Annotated in this window: 14 protein-coding genes; 8 read left to right on the forward strand and 6 right to left on the reverse strand. The window is 70.7% G+C overall.

What is annotated here, in order from left to right:
- The first annotated feature begins 178 nt into the window (after window positions 1-178).
- From ACIBU0_RS18625 to ACIBU0_RS18635, 3 genes are all read left to right on the forward strand, one after another.
- Window positions 179-1120, forward strand: a complete 942-nt coding sequence (locus ACIBU0_RS18625) for a hypothetical protein (RefSeq protein WP_398819172.1) — start codon at window positions 179-181, stop codon at window positions 1118-1120.
- 25 nt (window positions 1121-1145) lie between these two features.
- Complete coding sequence (locus tag ACIBU0_RS18630; RefSeq protein WP_398819175.1) at window positions 1146-1625, forward strand: hypothetical protein; 480 nt, start codon at window positions 1146-1148, stop codon at window positions 1623-1625.
- Window positions 1626-1840: 215 nt separating this feature from the next.
- Window positions 1841-2632, forward strand: a complete 792-nt coding sequence (locus ACIBU0_RS18635; RefSeq protein WP_398819178.1) for an alpha/beta fold hydrolase — start codon at window positions 1841-1843, stop codon at window positions 2630-2632.
- Between the two features lie 6 nt (window positions 2633-2638).
- Here the strand turns inward: ACIBU0_RS18635 and ACIBU0_RS18640 are convergent, their stop codons facing one another.
- A complete protein-coding gene (locus ACIBU0_RS18640) occupies window positions 2639-3034 on the reverse strand; it encodes a nitroreductase/quinone reductase family protein (RefSeq protein WP_398819181.1) in 396 nt (131 codons plus the stop codon).
- Window positions 3035-3373: 339 nt separating this feature from the next.
- On the opposite strand from ACIBU0_RS18640, the gene ACIBU0_RS18645 reads away from it, so the two are divergent.
- Window positions 3374-4198, forward strand: a complete 825-nt coding sequence (locus tag ACIBU0_RS18645; RefSeq protein ID WP_398819184.1) for an endonuclease/exonuclease/phosphatase family protein — start codon at window positions 3374-3376, stop codon at window positions 4196-4198.
- A 194-nt stretch (window positions 4199-4392) separates the two neighbouring features.
- On the opposite strand, the gene ACIBU0_RS18650 is transcribed toward ACIBU0_RS18645, so the two are convergent.
- The 4 genes from ACIBU0_RS18650 to ACIBU0_RS18665 all read right to left on the reverse strand — a co-directional run bounded on the left by ACIBU0_RS18650 (window position 4393) and on the right by ACIBU0_RS18665 (window position 9554).
- On the reverse strand, window positions 4393-6678 hold the full coding sequence (locus tag ACIBU0_RS18650; RefSeq protein WP_398819186.1) for an ABC transporter permease: 2286 nt from the start codon (window positions 6676-6678) through the stop codon (window positions 4393-4395).
- A complete protein-coding gene (locus ACIBU0_RS18655) occupies window positions 6675-7367 on the reverse strand; it encodes an ABC transporter ATP-binding protein (RefSeq protein WP_398819188.1) in 693 nt (230 codons plus the stop codon). The genes ACIBU0_RS18650 and ACIBU0_RS18655 overlap by 4 nt, the downstream gene beginning before the upstream one ends.
- A gap of 58 nt (window positions 7368-7425) precedes the next feature.
- Window positions 7426-7836 carry a hypothetical protein gene (locus ACIBU0_RS18660; RefSeq protein WP_398819191.1) on the reverse strand — a complete coding sequence of 137 codons (411 nt, stop codon included), beginning with the start codon at window positions 7834-7836 and terminating at the stop codon, window positions 7426-7428.
- 200 nt (window positions 7837-8036) lie between these two features.
- Entirely contained in the window at window positions 8037-9554 is a 1518-nt protein-coding gene (locus ACIBU0_RS18665; RefSeq protein WP_398819194.1) for a CehA/McbA family metallohydrolase, read from the reverse strand.
- A gap of 241 nt (window positions 9555-9795) precedes the next feature.
- On the opposite strand from ACIBU0_RS18665, the gene ACIBU0_RS18670 reads away from it, so the two are divergent.
- The 4 genes from ACIBU0_RS18670 (at window position 9796) to ACIBU0_RS18685 (ending at window position 15314) form a co-directional block, all read left to right on the forward strand.
- Window positions 9796-10644 carry an LLM class F420-dependent oxidoreductase gene (locus ACIBU0_RS18670; protein WP_398819197.1) on the forward strand — a complete coding sequence of 283 codons (849 nt, stop codon included), beginning with the start codon at window positions 9796-9798 and terminating at the stop codon, window positions 10642-10644.
- Window positions 10645-10800: 156 nt separating this feature from the next.
- Window positions 10801-13386, forward strand: coding sequence for a bifunctional FO biosynthesis protein CofGH (locus tag ACIBU0_RS18675; RefSeq protein WP_398819199.1), 2586 nt, complete (start codon window positions 10801-10803; stop codon window positions 13384-13386).
- Window positions 13387-13495: 109 nt separating this feature from the next.
- A complete protein-coding gene (locus ACIBU0_RS18680) occupies window positions 13496-14047 on the forward strand; it encodes a hypothetical protein (protein WP_398819202.1) in 552 nt (183 codons plus the stop codon).
- A gap of 82 nt (window positions 14048-14129) precedes the next feature.
- Complete coding sequence (locus ACIBU0_RS18685) at window positions 14130-15314, forward strand: DUF418 domain-containing protein (RefSeq protein ID WP_398819205.1); 1185 nt, start codon at window positions 14130-14132, stop codon at window positions 15312-15314.
- A gap of 36 nt (window positions 15315-15350) precedes the next feature.
- Here ACIBU0_RS18685 and ACIBU0_RS18690 read toward each other — a convergent pair whose 3' ends face one another.
- The gene (locus tag ACIBU0_RS18690; protein WP_398819207.1) at window positions 15351-15860 is read right to left on the reverse strand and encodes a DUF2165 domain-containing protein; all 510 of its coding nucleotides are present in this window, start codon (window positions 15858-15860) and stop codon (window positions 15351-15353) included.
- Window positions 15861-15874: the final 14 nt, after the last annotated feature.

Here is a 15874-nt window from a genome sequence, read left to right on the forward strand (position 1 = left end):
GCAGCGACCGGGCTGTCGTACCCGAACAACCCGCTTCCTGTGTCCAGGCCACCAAGCAACCAGGCCGTCGGCGTAACCGCGAGCCGGGCCCGCGGTCCTGACAGATGTCAGGACCGCGGGCGAGCCGGTCCTCCTACGGTTCGAGGTGTCGCAGCGTTTCGGGGGAAGAGGGATGACCATGGCCGGACGCACCGGGTCCTGTCCAGGGCGGGGCAAGGCCGTGGCCGCGCTGCTGCTCTGTCTGGCAGCCCCGGCGCTGTCGGCCTGCACGACCGCACCACCACCCCCGTCTCCCCGGACCACCGCCCCCGAGCCGACCGTCGCCGCCCGCGCGCTCACGCCCGCGGAACGGCAGACCCTGGCCAGGGCCGAGGCGCTCCTGACGCGGAACTGCATGGAGGAGCGGGGATTCTCCTTCCACGTCACCGAGGACCTGCCGGACGGGGTCGACCGTCTCTTCCCGTACGTCGTCGACGACGAGGGCTGGGCCGCCGAGCACGGCTACGGCAGCGACATCCAGCGGAAACGGGACACCCTCGCCGCGAAGAGCCCGAACCAGCTCTACTTCCGGAGCCTCTCCGCGGAGCGCAGGGACGCCGCCGTGGACGCGCTGAACGGCCCGGAGCCGACGGGTCTGGAAGCGCGGGTTCCCGGCATGGGCGTCATCCGGCACAGCGATCAGGGGTGCGAGTCCGAGGCGCAACGGTCCCTCTACTCGGACCTGCGCAAGTGGTACAGCGCGTGGAAGGTGACGGACGCTCTCGAGCGGTCCGTACCGCCCGCGGTCGCACGGGACGAGCGCTTCACGGCGGCGGTCTCACGGTGGTCGACCTGCATGCGGACCAAGGGCCACTCGTACAGCTCCCCCCTGGAGGCACGACAGCGGTTCGTGCGTCCGGCGGGCGCGACCGGATCCGGCGAGTCCCGCGCCACCGAGATCGCGACCGCGAGGGCGGAGGCCCAGTGCGCAGGCACCTCGGGTCTCGCGAAGACGGCCCGCACGCTCGCGCTCGCTGAACGGGCGAGGATCGAGTCCGCCCATCCCACAGAGTTCATCAACAGGAAGACGCTGGAGTCCGGGGCGCTGAACCGCGCCCGGGACATCGTCAAGACCGGCTGACTCCCCATCTGAGAGGTATGAGCAAATGAAGCGACTCACTCTGCTCGCCACCGGTGCCGCGATGCTCTTCGCGACGGTCGGCCCGATGGCCGCCGCGCAGGCCGCGGACGGACCGGCCGCCGCGCCGCGCGCGGCCGCCGCCGCCGCGGAGGACGGCAGGCTGCACGCGTGGGCGGACCCCTACCAGCGGGGCGCCCACTGTTCCTGGTCGGGCAACAAGCGTGACTGGGACTACGGCGACGACGGTGTGACGGGCAACTGCGAGCCGATGCGCAACCGCGCCTCGTCGCTCGAGAACCGCGGGTTCGCGGGCGGCTACGACGATGTCGACCTCTACTACAACCAGGACCAGTCGGGGGTGTACGCCTGCCTCGGCCACGGTGACGCGTGGCTGGACCTTTCGGGAGGGGACTACATCTTCAACAACGGCCTGTGGTGGTGGGAGGGGAAGAACGAGTCGGTCAACAACAACATCTCCTCGCACTCCTGGACCGACGGCTGCTGACCGGCTGATGTCGACCGTGCCGGGGACGGGGCCCGGCACGGTCCACCGTTGTGACCGTCTCGTCCTGGGTTCACCGACACGGGAGCCACCCGACTGGTCGGGCGGGACGCCGGCTCGTGTGCGCTGCACGCGTACAGCGACCCGCAGGCGATCGTCCGGCCCGGTTGACCGGCCGATGGCTGGTGCCGGGAGGGCGAGTTGGGCACAGTCGCCCCATGGAGCAGATGGTGCGGGTCAGGGACGGCGAGGTCTGGGCGGACGACACGGGGGAGGCACGGGGGGCGGGGGACGGTCCGCCGCTGGTGCTGCTGCACCCGGGGGTCGGTGATTCCCGCATCTGGGAGCCGGTGCTGCCCGCGCTGCGGGAGCGCCACCGTGTCATCCGGTACGACGCCCGCGCCTTCGGCCGGTCCCCGGCGCCGACGACGTCGTACACCCAGAGCGAGGACCTCAGGAGCGTCCTCGACCACTTCGGTCTGGACCGGGCGGTACTGGTCGGCACCAGCATGGGCGGCAAGACCGCGATCACCTTCACCCTGGACGACCCCGGCCGCGTGGCCGCCCTGGGCCTGCTGGTCCCGGGCGTCAGCGGCTACCCGGACCTGGAGTCGCAGGAGCTGATCGAGCAGATCGGGAAGCTCGCCCAGGCCGGCGACATGGACGGCCTGGTCGCCCTGAGCCTGCGCGCCTGGGGCGCGGCGGGCACCGCCCCCGACACCGCCGCCGCCGAGCACCTGCGGGCGGTGATCCCCGCCTGGTTCAGCAGCTACGGCCACGAGAGGGAGGACGCCCCGGCCTTCGACCGACTCGGTGAGCTGAGCCTGCCGTGTGCGCTGCTGCTCGGCGAGAAGGACATGCCCGAAGTGGTCCGCTGCAATGAGGAGATGGCCGCCCGCATCCCAGGGTGCCGTCTCGTACGGCTTGAGGACTGCGACCACTTCCCGACCCTGCGGGCACCGGACGCGGTCGTACGGTTGGTGGCCGAGCTGTGCGCGCGGGTGGTCTGATCGGCGTCAGCCGTCCAGATCCACGCGCACCGTCAGCAGATTGGTCCCGAGCGCCCTGACTCCGACGCTGTTGAAGCGTGGCAGCCCGCGCAGGCGGGCGATGGGGTCGTCGTCCGGCAGCAGGTGGGCGGTGCCGGTGTGCCACCGCCCCCGGATCCGCACCCGCACCCGGGGATCGGCCTTGATGTTGCGGACGTACTGGGACTTGTCACCGAACTCCGAGACCAGCCAGAAGGAATCACCGACCCGGCGGCCGCCCACCGGCGTCTGCCGGGGCAGTCCGGAGACGCGGCCCGTGGTCTCCAGGACGGTCTGGAGCGGGAGACGGCGCAGCATCGGATTGCCGACGCGGCGCTGGAAGGCCGTGGCGGCGCGGAAGCGGAGATCGGCGAGGCGGGACATCGGCGGTGGGACTCCTCGGATTCTGGGAGAAAGATCGGTCGTCTGCTGGACTGCTGCTGTCGGTTCTCCGGGCTTGCTTTGTAACGCGGATTTCCAGGGTCGTCGACGTCCCCCGGAAGGCCCGGTTCCGCGGGCCCCCGTATCCCTGGCGTTCTGGAGACGTCTGATGCGTGCAATGCCCCGTCGTGCCCTGGCCGCCGTTCCCGCCGCACGCCGCACGCCGCACGCCGCACGCCGCGGGCAGCTCGCTTGCGGGATGGGGCACCGCGTCGCACGTGAACGGTCGAACTGTTGCTTCAATGGTCTCCGGCGCGGCATGACGAGAGCGGGTGGCTGCGGATGCGGGTCGTGACCTGGAACCTGTGGTGGCGCTTCGGGCCCTGGGAGGCCCGGCAGAAGGCCATCCTCGCCGAGCTGCGCGAGCTGCGCCCCGACGTCGTCGGTCTGCAGGAGGTGTGGGCCGCGGACGGCGAGAACCAGGCGGAGTGGCTGGCCGCCGAACTCGGCATGCACTGGGCCTGGGCGCCCTCACCCGCCCCCGAGCGCTGGCGCCGCCGCATCGGCGACCACACGGTGGACATCGGGAACGCCGTACTGAGCCGCTGGCCGATCGCCGCCGAGCGCACCCTGCACCTGCCCGCACCCTCCGATGTCGACGACGGCCGCCTCGCCCTCTTCACCCGCCTGGCCACCCCCTCCTACGACATCCCCTTCTTCACCACCCACCTCACCTCCGCCCTGCACGCCTCGGCCGTACGCTGCCGCCAGGTCACCGCGCTCGCCGAGTTCGTCGCCGAGAACCGCGTCGACACGCCCTTCCCCGTCGTCGTCACCGGCGACTTCAACGCCTGGCCCGACTCCGACGAGATCCGCCTCTTCGGCGGCTACCGGACCGCGCCCGCCGTGCCCGGCCAGGTCTTCTTCGACGCCTGGCAGTACGCCGACCCGTCCGGCCCCTCCGCCACCTGGGACCGCGAGAACCCGTACGTCGCGGCCGGCCTGGAGCCGAGCGTGCGGATCGACTACATCCACGTGGGGCCGCCCGGGCTCGGCGGGCTGGGGCACGTGCGGGGCGTACGACGGGCGGGCGACGGTCCGGTGGACGGGGTATGGCCCTCGGACCATGCGGCGGTGGTCGCCGACCTGCGGGACGGGCCGGTGTAGGTACGGCTACGCGCTGCGCCTCGACCCGATCTCCAACGCCGTCGGCAGGGCCGACGCGACGTTCTCCGTCTGGTACTGAGGTACGCCACGGGAGCCAGTCCAGGAGCCGCACCGGAAGACGCCCGCACGACCGTCTGCTGATTCGGCTCGGCCTACTGTGAGCAAGCCGAGCCGGTGCGGCGCAGGCGCTGTGTTCAGTCGCGGCGGATCAGTTCCGGGTCGATGCGCCGGCCGACGAGCGGCAGCGTTCCGAGGGCGGACAGGGCCGCCACACCCAGTGCCGCGAAGGCGAGCACCGGGAGGCCGGCGAAGTCCCAGTAGATCGCGCTCCCCCCGGTGATCAGGTAGCTGGACTCGGCGAGCTTGCCCGTCAGGAGGGCCAGTGCGAGACCGATGCTCAAGGGCAGCACGACCTGTACGCACTGCGCCGCCCGCATCGTCCGCGCCCGTGCGCCGATCAGGGTGATGGCGGTGACCTGCGGGCGCCGCTCCACCGCCCGGTCGGTCGCCGAGACGACGAAGGCCGCGGTCCCGATGACCAGACCCATGATCATGCCTACGGCGAGCAGGGTTTCGAGGACGGCGATCTGTTCGAGGCCCTCGATGTTCACGCCGACCAGCTCGATCTCGGCGATCGGTGCGACCGCGGCGATACCGTCGAGGACCTGGCGGACCTGATCGGGATCGGAGTCGCTGGTGAGGACGTACTGCCCCGACTCGGGACGGGCGCCCGCGGGGAGTTCGGACGGCGGGACGAGGATGGTGGCGCTGCCGGCCACGGACGGGTCGTACGGCGCGTACAGCACGCTGTCGGAGCTGAGGGTGAGGTGCAGCGTCCTGCGCTGGGCGCCTTCCCGCAGGTGGTAGGTGAAGCCGACTCCCGGGCGGATGCCGGGGTCCACCCCCGCGTTCGGGTTGTTGAGCATCAGCACCTTGCCGTCCACGCAGCCTTCCGCGCGCCGCACCATCTTCGCCAGCTGGGCGCAGGTGGCCACCAGCGCGGTGGCCTGGGGCTGGACTTCGGAGCCGGGTTTGTTCAGGTCCGTCCAGGAGTCCATCGTCAGGGCATGGGCACGTACCCCCGGCACCTCGGCGAGCCGGCGCTGTTGTTCGGCGGTGAGGTTGGACCGGGAGATGGAGTAGTCCTGCACTGGAGCGGACGGCCGGGAGACCTGGTCCAGCTGGATGAGCACGCCCTGGGCGAGGGAGGCGGCGAACACGAGCAGGACGAGACCGGTGACGACCCGCATGGTGCTGCCCGGTTCGACCTCGTTGCGGCGCATCGCCAGATTCAGGGTCAGGGACTGCGTGGTCCGTGCCAGTCGGCGGGCGAGGACGTAGGAGATCAGGGGCAGGGTCAGCACCAGCCCCAGGCCCGTCAGCAGGATGCCCGCCGGGATCAGCAGCACGTTGGGGCCGATGCTGTTGGCGGGATGGTCGGTGAAGCCGGTGGCGCAGTAGCCGATGACGATGCCGAGGCCGGTCACCAGCAGCAGGGCGCCCCACTTGGCCGGGCGCTTGGACACCGCGGTGCGGCGGACCGCCAGCGGATTGGCGGCGGCGTCGCGGGCGCTCGCCCGTCCGACGAACCAGGCGAGGACCGGGCAGCCGATCAGGCAGACGGCGATGGTGGTCGCGGAGGGCGCGCCGTCCTCCGGGTACCACCGCAGGCTCGGCAGTCCGGTCCGCGTCATCACCTGGTTGAGGACCCAGTACTCGCCGAGGCCGAGGATCGAGCCGAGCAGGGCCGCCACGACGGTTTCGGCGGCGTTGACCCGCTGGGTGCCCTTGGTGCTCAGGCCCAGCAGGCGCAGGGAGGCGAGGCGGCGGTTGCGGCTGGCGGCGGAGAGCCGGGCACAGACGGAGAGGAAGATGCCGAGGGGGAGCAGGACGAGGGAGCCCAGGGCGAAGCGCAGGTAGGTGAGGGTCGAGGGCTCGACGGCCGGGAAGGGGGCGTAGCTGTATCCCCAGCCCTTCAGGGCGCGTCCGCCGTCGGCGATCTTGCCGGGGGTCGTGCCGACGTAGGCGAACAGTTCGTCGGGATGGGCGAGTCCTGCCGTGCTGATCAGGCCCTCCTCGTGCCCTGGCAGGAGTCCCTTGACCGCGGGCCGGTCGCGGAGCAGGTCATGCACGCGGGGGGAGACGAACACCTCGCCCGGCTCCGGGAGCCTGTTCAGCCCCGGCGGGATCTTGTCCGCGTCCTTGGTCCCCTTGGCGACGAACACCCGGGTGAACGCCTTGGAGCCGTACGGGTCGGTCCGCTGGAGGACCAGCGTGGAACCCGCGGGCTGTGCGGAGCTGGACCGCGGCTGCCGTGCGGCGGCCCGGCCGTCGTGGGCGTCGAGGATCTGCGGGATGGTGAGGACCAGGGCGAGGCAGCACACCCCGAGGGAGCCGCCGGCGGCCATGAGGAAGAAGCGGATGCGGTTGCCGCGGCCGGAGCCGAAGAGCAGGCGCAGACCGAGCAGGAACTCCCTCACGCCGCCCCCCGGGGAGTGAGGACCCCGTCGGACATCGTGTAGTGGCTGTCGGCCTGCGCGGCGACGGCGGGGTCATGGGTGACCAGGATGACGGCGGTGCCCTGCGAGCGGGCCAGACCGAGGAACTCCTTCAGTACGGCGGCCGCGTTGGCGCTGTCGAGGGAGCCCGTCGGCTCGTCGGCGAAGACGACGGCCGGACGGTGGACCAGGGCGCGTGCGACGGCTACGCGCTGGCCCTGTCCTCCCGACACCTGTGAGGGACGCCGCTCGCGAAGTTCGCCGAGTCCGAGCCGGGCGAGGACCTCGCCGGCGGCCGCGAGCGCGGGCTTCTTGCGCTGCCCGGCCAGGCGCAGCGGCAGGGCGGTGTTCTCCTCGATGGTCAGCTCGGGGAGCAGTTCGCCGTACTGGAAGACGAAGCCGAAGCGTTCCCGGCGCAGCGTGCTGATCTCGTCGTCGGTGAGGTCGCCGAGCGTCTGTCCTTCGAACCGCACCTGTCCGCGGGCGGGGGGCAGCACGCCCGCGAGGCAGTACAGCAGCGAGGACTTCCCCGAACCGCTCTGCCCGGTGATGGCCGCGACCTCCCCTCTGGAGATCGAGAGGTGGGCGTCGCTGACAGCCAGTTGCTCGCCGTAGGAGAGGTCTACTCCCTGGGCGGAAAGGACTTCTGACGTACTGATGGCTTCCCCCAAAGAAGCGACCGGGCCCAGGGGGTCAACCTGGGCCCGGGACGTGCCGGTGTGCTGTCGCTTACCTCTGGTAGTGCTTGGTCGGCGAGCAGTTGTCGGGGTTCAGCGAACCCTTGTCACGGCAGACACGGATGTACGCGTCGTCGGTGTACTGCTGCGAGGGCGCCCAGTTGAGGTAGTCCAGCGGGACGCTCTGCTTCTGCTTCCCGTTGTAACGGCTCCAGTCGTAGCCCTCGACCTTCACCTGCATGTACACGTTGTGGCCGTCACCATTGTCGGTGTCCTTGAGGTTGCCCTTCCACTCGAAGGCACCGTGGTTCTGGCCCGAGGGCCACCACTTGTACTGGCCGCTGTTGAACTGCGCACCCGACGTCGACATCGTCGGAATGGTGTGCCACGAAGCGGCGACGGCCGTGCCCGCTCCCAGAGCGAAGAGGCCCGCGGCGAGAGCGCCTGCTGCCAACTTGCGCATGTTTCCTCCCGTTTATTTTCTGTTGTACGGCTTCGGTGGTCATGCCAAAGCCGCCGTGAAGCTAACATCGACGAAAAGGGGAGGATGGGCGTTATTGGTCGGATCCAGAGGTATTTGTCGAGCGTGAGATTCGGACAGCCTTACGATGATCTTGCTCTCGCTTTGCCAAAACATGACCATGATCGGCTGTGGCCGTGGTGCTACGAACGCCCCAGAAAAATGGGATTCGTGAACGCCGCCAACGCCCCCGGCAACGGCCCCGCCGCCGCCTCGTGCCGCAACTCCGCCCGCACATAGGCCGCGTACGAGGGCGTCGTGCGCCACTCCACGACCCCGGACCCCGCCACCGGCAGCGGCGCGCTCGTGAACAGCACGCCCTGGTCCGTCACGAAGCGGACCGTGCAGCGCGGGGCGCCCGAGGCCTCCAGGCGGACGGTGACCGGGGTGTCGCGGTCGACCTCCAACCGCTCGCCGATGCCCGCCTGTTCACCCCGTCCGCCCGACACCGTGAAGGTCAGGGAGACGTTCTTGGACTCGGCCACATATGACCGCCCCGCCCTGATCCCCTCCTGGATCGCCTCCCGCGTCAGGTCGTCGGCGAGGACCACCGTCTGCGGTGAGCCGACCGGGTCGGGATCGCGGTGGGCGTCGCTGTTGCCCATCGCCGGGATCCAGGAGCGGGAGTTCGAGCGCACGGCCGCGACGAGCGTGCTGTCCCAGTCGGCCAGCGCCACCTCGTCGTCGGGGGTGTACGGCCCGTTCCAGACCTCGATCGCGTCCGCCTCGCCGAAGCCGAACTTCCAGTTGCAGCCGACGCACGTGGCGTGCGGGTGGGCGGGGACGACGAGGCCGCCGGCCTTGCGGATCTGCCGGGCGAAACGGCCGAAGCGGTTGTCGCGCGCCCGGTAACGCCAGTCGATGAACGTCCCCGGCTCGGTGCCGAGCGCCACCACGTGGCCGTTGCGCGTCGTGACCTCCTCGCCCAGCATCAGCAGCAGGTCGTCGCCCGCCACGTCCGCCCAGTGGGCGTGCGAGGAGTGCGTGTTGTGCTCCGACGTGTTGATGAAGTCCAGGCCCGCCGCCCGCGCCAGCGCCGCGATCTCCGCCGGGGTGCGGCGGCCGTCGGAGTACCAGGAGTGCAGGTGGCAGTCGCCCCGGTACCAGGCGCGGCCCCGTCCCTTCGCCCGCTCCGGCGGGTACGCGGGCTCGACGGCCTCACCGGGCTCGCCGTAGGTCAGCGTGACGGTGATCTCGTACGACAGCCCCTGCGGCGCCACCGTGTAGGGGCCGAGGGCGATGGACCACGTGCCCTCCCGGAGCGGCCCCGGGATGTACCCCGGCGTCGCGTCGTCCGCCCGGATGAAGAACTCGGTCCTGGCGCCCCCCGACCAGCCCCGGAAGCCCTTCCCGCCCAGCTCGGTGCCGCGCCAGTCGAAGATGCCGATGTCGAGGGCGTTGCCCGGGGTGCCGGCCGGGACCGAGGGCTTGTCGTAGGTGTAGGAGACCTTGATCTCCTGTACGCCGTCCGGGATTTCGAGCGGTACGTACACGAAGTCGGGGGACCCGGGCGGCAGGGTGCCCCGCACCGTACGGGTCTGCGCCTGTCGGCTGTCGTCGGCGCCTCTCGCGAAGGTCACGCTTCCCAACGTAAGCGCGGCGGCGGCGCTCGTCACGAACAGTGCGCGTCTTCCCAGTCCGGCGTGGCTGTCCTCGCACATGCTGCGGCTCCCCAGGGCGTCGTGAGTGACAGGGCGTGGGTGGTGCAGTGGTGGAGCGGTGGTGGTGCAGTCGTGGTGGGTGCAACTGTCGTATTCAGCCGTGAACTGCCGGGCAAGGGAAGGGAATCGGCAGCCAATCGCCGGTCGATCGTCAGCTGACGGAGTCGCGGGGATGAAAGGGATGAAAGGTGCCGACCGGTCGGTATGGACATCCCTGCGTCCGCGCGGTACAGATGCAGTCATGCGCATCTCCGTGACGATCTTCCTCACCGACGAGACCATCACCCCGACCCGGCTCGCCCGTGAGCTGGAGCGGCGCGGGTTCGCCGGGCTCTACCTGCCCGAGCACACCCACATCCCCGTCGAGCGGACGACTCCGTACCCGGCGGGCGGCGATCTGCCGCCCGAGTACGGCCGCACCCTCGACCCCTTCGTCGCCCTCGGCCAGGCCGCCGCCGTCACCGAGCGGCTGGGTCTCGGCACCGGCATCACCCTTGTCGCCCAGCACGACCCGATCGCCCTGGCCAAGCAGATCGCGACGCTCGACCATCTGTCCGGCGGGCGGTTCACCCTCGGGCTCGGATTCGGCTGGAACGTGGAGGAGGCCGCCGACCACGGGGTCCAGTGGGCCTCGCGCCGCGAACTCGTTCGGGACCGGATGGCCCTGATGCGGGCGCTGTGGGCGGACGAACCGACCGCGTACGAGGGGGAGTTCGGGGCGGTACGCGCCAGCTTCGCCCACCCCAAGCCTGCGCAGAAGCCGCGCGCGCCGAAGGTCGTCGGCCCGCGCACGCTCATCGGCGGAGCCGCCGGCCCCAAGCTGTTCGCGCACATCTGCGAGTACGCCGACGGATGGATGCCGATCGGAGGGCGCGGACTGTCCGAAAGTCTCCCCCGGCTGCGGGCTGTATGGACCGACGCCGGGCGTGATCCGAACGCCCTCCAGATCGTGCCGTACGCCGTCTACCCCAGCCCTGGCAAGCTCGCGCATTACGCGGAGCTGGGGATCGAGGAGGTCGTGGTGCAGTTGCCGCCGGCAGGGGAGACGGAGGTTCTGCGGGTGTTGGACGAGTACGCCGAGTACTTGTAGCCGAGCGGGTGGGCAGCCAACCAGGGGCGCGGGGCTGTATCGATATGCGGCTCCGCCGCGTGGGCGCGACCAGCCACAACGAGCCCGCACCAGGCGACGAACAGCACCACCCCAGACCCCCTCCGACCCCCAGAATCCCGAACGTATGCTCAAGGAATGACGACTCCTGCGACCCCCGGAACCGGCCCGACCGAGAACTCCATGCGTCGCGCCCTCAAACGCGCCCGGGACGGCGTCGCCCTCGACGTCACCGAGGCCGTCGTACTGCTCCAGGCCCGCGGCGAGGCCCTGGACGACCTCGTCGCGTCCGCCGGCCGCGTACGAGACGCCGGCCTCGACCAAGCGGAGCGTCCCGGCGTCATCACCTACTCGAAGAGCGTCTTCATCCCCCTCACCCGGCTGTGCCGGGACAAGTGCCACTACTGCACCTTCGTCACCGTCCCCGGCAAGCTGCGCCGCGCCGGCCACGGGATGTTCATGTCCCCGGACGAGGTCCTCGACATCGCCCGCAAGGGCGCCGCCCTCGGCTGCAAGGAAGCCCTCATCACCCTCGGCGACAAGCCCGAGGACCGCTGGCCGGAGGCGCGCGAGTGGCTGGACGCGCACGGCTACGACGACACCATCGCCTACGTCCGCGCCATCTCCATCCGGATCCTGGAGGAGACGGGACTCCTCCCTCACCTCAATCCGGGCGTCATGACCTGGACGGACTTCCAGCGCCTCAAGCCGGTCGCCCCGTCGATGGGCATGATGCTGGAGACGACAGCCACCCGCCTGTGGTCCGAGCCCGGCGGCCCGCACTACGGCTCCCCGGACAAGGAACCCGCCGTACGCCTGCGCGTCCTGGAGGACGCGGGCCGTTCCTCCGTCCCCTTCACGTCCGGGATCCTGATCGGCATCGGCGAGACGTACGAGGAGCGCGCCGAGTCCCTCTTCGCGCTCCGCAAGATCTCCCGCGCCTACCACGGCATCCAGGAACTGATCATCCAGAACTTCCGCGCCAAGCCGGACACCGCGATGCGCGGCATGCCGGACGCGGAGCTGGACGAACTCGTCGCCACGGTGGCCGTCGCCCGGCACATCCTCGGGCCCGCCGCCAACATCCAGGCACCGCCGAACCTCGTGGACTCCGAGTACGAGCGCCTCATCCGCGCCGGCATCGACGACTGGGGCGGCGTCTCCCCGCTGACCATCGACCACGTCAACCCCGAGCGCCCCTGGCCGCAGATCGAGGAACTGGCCGAACGCTCGGCGGCGGCCGGCTTCGAGCTCCGCGAACGCCTCTGCGTCTACCCGGAGTTCGTGCAGCGCGGCGAGCCCTGGCTGGACCCGCGGCTACGTCCGCACGTCCGGGCACTCGCCGACCCGGAGACGGGACTGGCGCGCTCCGAGGCCCTCCCGGAGGGGCTGCCGTGGCAGGAGCCGGAGGAGGCGTTCGTCGCGTCCGGCCGTACGGATCTGCACACCACCATCGACACCGAGGGCCGTACGTCCGACCGCCGCGACGACTTCGACGAGGTGTACGGCGACTGGGGCGCCCTGCGCGAGGCGGCCGCGCCCGGGATGGCGCCCGAGCGGATCGACACGGACGTGCGCCAGGCGTTGCGCGTGGCGGCCGACGCCCCCACCAAGCTGACCGACGCCGAGGCACTGGCCCTCCTGCACGCGGACGGCCCCGCCCTGGACGCCCTCACCCGCATCGCCGACGACGTCCGCAAGTCGGCGGTCGGCGACGACGTCACGTACATCGTCACCCGGAACATCAACTTCACCAACGTCTGCTACACCGGCTGCCGCTTCTGCGCCTTCGCCCAGCGCCGCACGGACGCCGACGCCTACACCCTTTCCCTGGACCAGGTCGCCGACCGCGCCCAGCAGGCCTGGGACGTGGGCGCGGTGGAGGTCTGCATGCAGGGTGGCATCCACCCGGACCTGCCCGGCACGGCGTACTTCGACATCGCGAAGGCCGTGAAGGAACGCGTCCCCGGCATGCACGTCCACGCCTTCTCCCCGATGGAGGTCGTGAACGGCGCGACGCGCACCGGCCTGTCGATCCGCGAGTGGCTCACGGCGGCGAAGGAGGCCGGCCTGGACTCCATCCCCGGGACCGCCGCCGAGATCCTCGACGACGAGGTCCGCTGGGTCCTGACCAAGGGCAAGCTGCCGACGGCGACCTGGATCGAGGTGATCACGACGGCCCACGAGCTCGGCATCCGCTCGTCGTCGACGATGATGTACGGCCACGTCGACCAGCCCCGCCACTGGCTCGGCCACCTGCGCACCCTGGCCGACATCCAGCAACGCACCGGCGGTTTCACCGAGTTCGTCACCCTCCCGTTCATCCACACCAACGCACCGGTCTACCTGGCCGGCATCGCCCGCCCCGGCCCGACGACCCGCGACAACCGGGCGGTGACGGCCATGGCCCGCCTGCTCCTGCACCCCTACATCCCCAATATCCAGACGAGCTGGGTGAAACTGGGCACGGAAGGCGCGGCGGAGATGCTCCGCTCCGGCGCCAACGACCTCGGCGGCACGCTGATGGAGGAGACGATCTCGCGGATGGCGGGTTCGTCGTACGGCTCCTACAAGTCGGTGCGGGACCTGATCGCCGTGGCCGAGGCGGCCGGCCGCCCGGCGAAGCCGCGCACGACGCTGTACGGCGAGGTGTCGGAGGAACGGCAGCGGGCGGCCGCCGCTTCGGACGGGCATCTGCCGGAGCTGTTGCCGGTGCTGGACTGAGAATGAGTCCACCGCGGGGGTCGGTACGATGATCCGACCCCCGCCGGAGGGGTTCTCAAAGCCTTCCGTAGCTTTCCGTAGCGTTCCGTAGCCGAGGAGATGCGTGCCCGTGCCTGCTCCCAAGGTCTGGGTGACCGGTCTGACGGTGGGAGCGACAGCCGCCGTCGCCGTCCTCGCCGTGCAGGCCGACAAGGGGCCGCACCCGACGGCCACGGCGGCCCGCCCGAGCGCATCGGTGTCGGCGGGCGCGAGCCCCGCCCCGTCGAAGTCCTCCGCACCCGCCGCCGTGCCGGACGGCTCGGGCACGGGACGCCGGATCGTGTACTCCCTCGGCCGGAAGCGGGTCTGGCTGGTCGACGCGAGCGACGCGAGCCGCCGTACCTTCGCCGTCTGGCCGGGCACGGTGAGCCCGGACGCCGGCACCTACGCGGTGTCCTCGCGCAACGAGGCCACCACCGGCTCGGACGGCGTGAAGATCGAGAACATCGTCTACTTCACCGCGAAGTCCGGTATCTCCATCGCCTTCTCCAACGCCGTGGACGGCTCCTCGCCCCCGCCCGCCGCGGGCAAGCAGACCGGCGGGATCCGGATGCGTGCGGCCGACGGGGCGGCGCTGTGGACGTTCGGGGAGACGGGTACGACCGTGGTCGTGGTCAAGTAGGCGTCCTCTGCATCCTTCGATGTAGGGCAGGTTCGGCACCGCTCACGACGATTCGGGCCGATGCCGCCGTGACGATGAATCCATGACGCACACGGACGCGCGAGTGGCGCAGGCCCTGGATTCCTCGCCCACCGGACGGCGACTGCCCCTCCTCGACGTACTGCGCGGGGTGGCCATCCTCGGCACGCTCATGACGAACGTATGGATCTTCACCGGACCGGGCGGGGAGTGGGGAGCCCTGGAGTCCGGTTCGAGTGAGCTGTCGTTCGGATCGCTCGCGGGAGCCGTCGAGGCCACTTTCAGTGTGCTGGCGAACGGCAAGTTCCTGTCGCTGCTGACGATCCTGTTCGGCGTCGGGCTGGCCATCCAGTACGGCTCGGCGAAGCGACGCGGACAGCCGTGGCCGGGGCGCTACCGGTGGCGGGCGCTGTTCCTGTTCGGCGAGGGCACGGTGCACTTCGTGCTGGTCTTCGCCTGGGACGTACTGATGGGGTACGCGGTCACCGCACTGCTCGTCGCCTGGCTGCTGACCCGCTCGGAACGGGCACAGCGACGGGTGATGTGGTGGGCGGCGGGAGCGCATCTGACGGTGATCGGCCTGCTGACGGCGGCCCTGGCCCTGACCGGCGATGGCGAGGACGGCGGCAGCGTCTCCCGGGACGTGGTCGACCTGTATGCGCACGGCGACTACCTGGACCAGGTCAGCTTCCGCCTGGAGAACGCGACAGCGCTCCGCATGGAGCCGGTGCTGACCTTCTTCCTCCTGGTCTTCCTCTTCCTCCTCGGCGTACGGCTGTTCCGGGCGGGAGCCTTCGGCGCGGACGAGACAGCGCGCCGGCTGCGCTCCCGCCTGCTGCTGTGGGGACTGGGCCTCGGCCTGCCCCTCAACGCGGCGACGGCACTGGCCGGCCCGGACCTGTTCCTGCTCGCCCGCTACGGCACCGCCCCGCTGCTGGCCCTCGGCTACATCGGGCTGATCGGCGCCCTGGTGGACCGGGTACGGCGGCCCGGCCCGCTGATGACCGGGCTCACCTCCGTAGGCCGCACCGCCCTGTCCGGGTACGTCCTCCAGAACGTGCTGTGCGTCCTCGTCTCGTACGGCATCGGGCTGGGCCTCGCGGAGCGGCTGGGCGGCACGGGCCCCTGGTGGGTGGTGGGTCTGTGGGCCGCGGTCTGCACGGTGCTGATGGTGGGCTCCACGCTGTGGCTGCGGCGGTTTTCGGCAGGGCCCCTGGAGGCGGTCCAGAAATGGGCCCTGCGTCACTGATGCCCGTCCCGGTATCCGTCAGGCGTCGGTTATCCGTCAGGCGTCGGTCTGCCGTGCCTGCCCGAACGGCAGATGGTTGACGATCAGCACGATCCCGCTGAACACCAACACCCGGGTCGCGGCGTCGAGCCCGTTCCAGGTCTTGGACTGCCACATGGAGAACCACTCACCGCCGATCGCGATGAACCCGGCGCCGAAGAGCAGCAGCAGCATCAGCAGGCCGTAGGTGGAGAAGCGGCGGGCACGGACGTCGTCGCGACGGAACCACAGCCAGGTGCCGTATATCAGCACGAGGGCGGCAACGGTCTCCCAGACGATGATCGCGACGTACGCCGCGTCCTGAAGTCCCGTGCTGGTGATGGCTCTCCACATCAGGTCGTCGTCCTTGAACGTCGTGTCCATCGCCAGGACGTGCCGCACGAACTGCTGGTTCGTGCCGAAGTCGGTGATGTTCCCGAAGGCGACCAGGGCGATGTAGAGGGCGACGCTCGCGGTGAGGAGGGTGGCGGTGAGGTGAAGTGCGCTGCGTGGGGGTGTTGTTGACATGGTGGTCATCTTCT

The sequence above is a fragment of the Streptomyces sp. NPDC049627 genome (genome assembly GCF_044465645.1).
Lineage (GTDB): Bacteria > Actinomycetota > Actinomycetes > Streptomycetales > Streptomycetaceae > Streptomyces.

What these genes read in the sequence shown, in the direction of transcription:
- ACIBU0_RS18690 (WP_398819207.1), bottom strand. Translation starts at nt 15,860, where the DNA reads ATGTCAACAACACCCCCACGCAGCGCACTTCACCTCACCGCCACCCTC.
- ACIBU0_RS18670 (WP_398819197.1), top strand. Translation starts at nt 9,796, where the DNA reads ATGCGCATCTCCGTGACGATCTTCCTCACCGACGAGACCATCACCCCG.
- ACIBU0_RS18640 (WP_398819181.1), bottom strand. Translation starts at nt 3,034, where the DNA reads ATGTCCCGCCTCGCCGATCTCCGCTTCCGCGCCGCCACGGCCTTCCAG.
- ACIBU0_RS18675 (WP_398819199.1), top strand. Translation starts at nt 10,801, where the DNA reads ATGACGACTCCTGCGACCCCCGGAACCGGCCCGACCGAGAACTCCATG.
- ACIBU0_RS18665 (WP_398819194.1), bottom strand. Translation starts at nt 9,554, where the DNA reads ATGTGCGAGGACAGCCACGCCGGACTGGGAAGACGCGCACTGTTCGTG.
- ACIBU0_RS18625 (WP_398819172.1), top strand. Translation starts at nt 179, where the DNA reads ATGGCCGGACGCACCGGGTCCTGTCCAGGGCGGGGCAAGGCCGTGGCC.
- ACIBU0_RS18630 (WP_398819175.1), top strand. Translation starts at nt 1,146, where the DNA reads ATGAAGCGACTCACTCTGCTCGCCACCGGTGCCGCGATGCTCTTCGCG.
- ACIBU0_RS18660 (WP_398819191.1), bottom strand. Translation starts at nt 7,836, where the DNA reads ATGCGCAAGTTGGCAGCAGGCGCTCTCGCCGCGGGCCTCTTCGCTCTG.
- ACIBU0_RS18645 (WP_398819184.1), top strand. Translation starts at nt 3,374, where the DNA reads ATGCGGGTCGTGACCTGGAACCTGTGGTGGCGCTTCGGGCCCTGGGAG.
- ACIBU0_RS18685 (WP_398819205.1), top strand. Translation starts at nt 14,130, where the DNA reads ATGACGCACACGGACGCGCGAGTGGCGCAGGCCCTGGATTCCTCGCCC.
- ACIBU0_RS18635 (WP_398819178.1), top strand. Translation starts at nt 1,841, where the DNA reads ATGGAGCAGATGGTGCGGGTCAGGGACGGCGAGGTCTGGGCGGACGAC.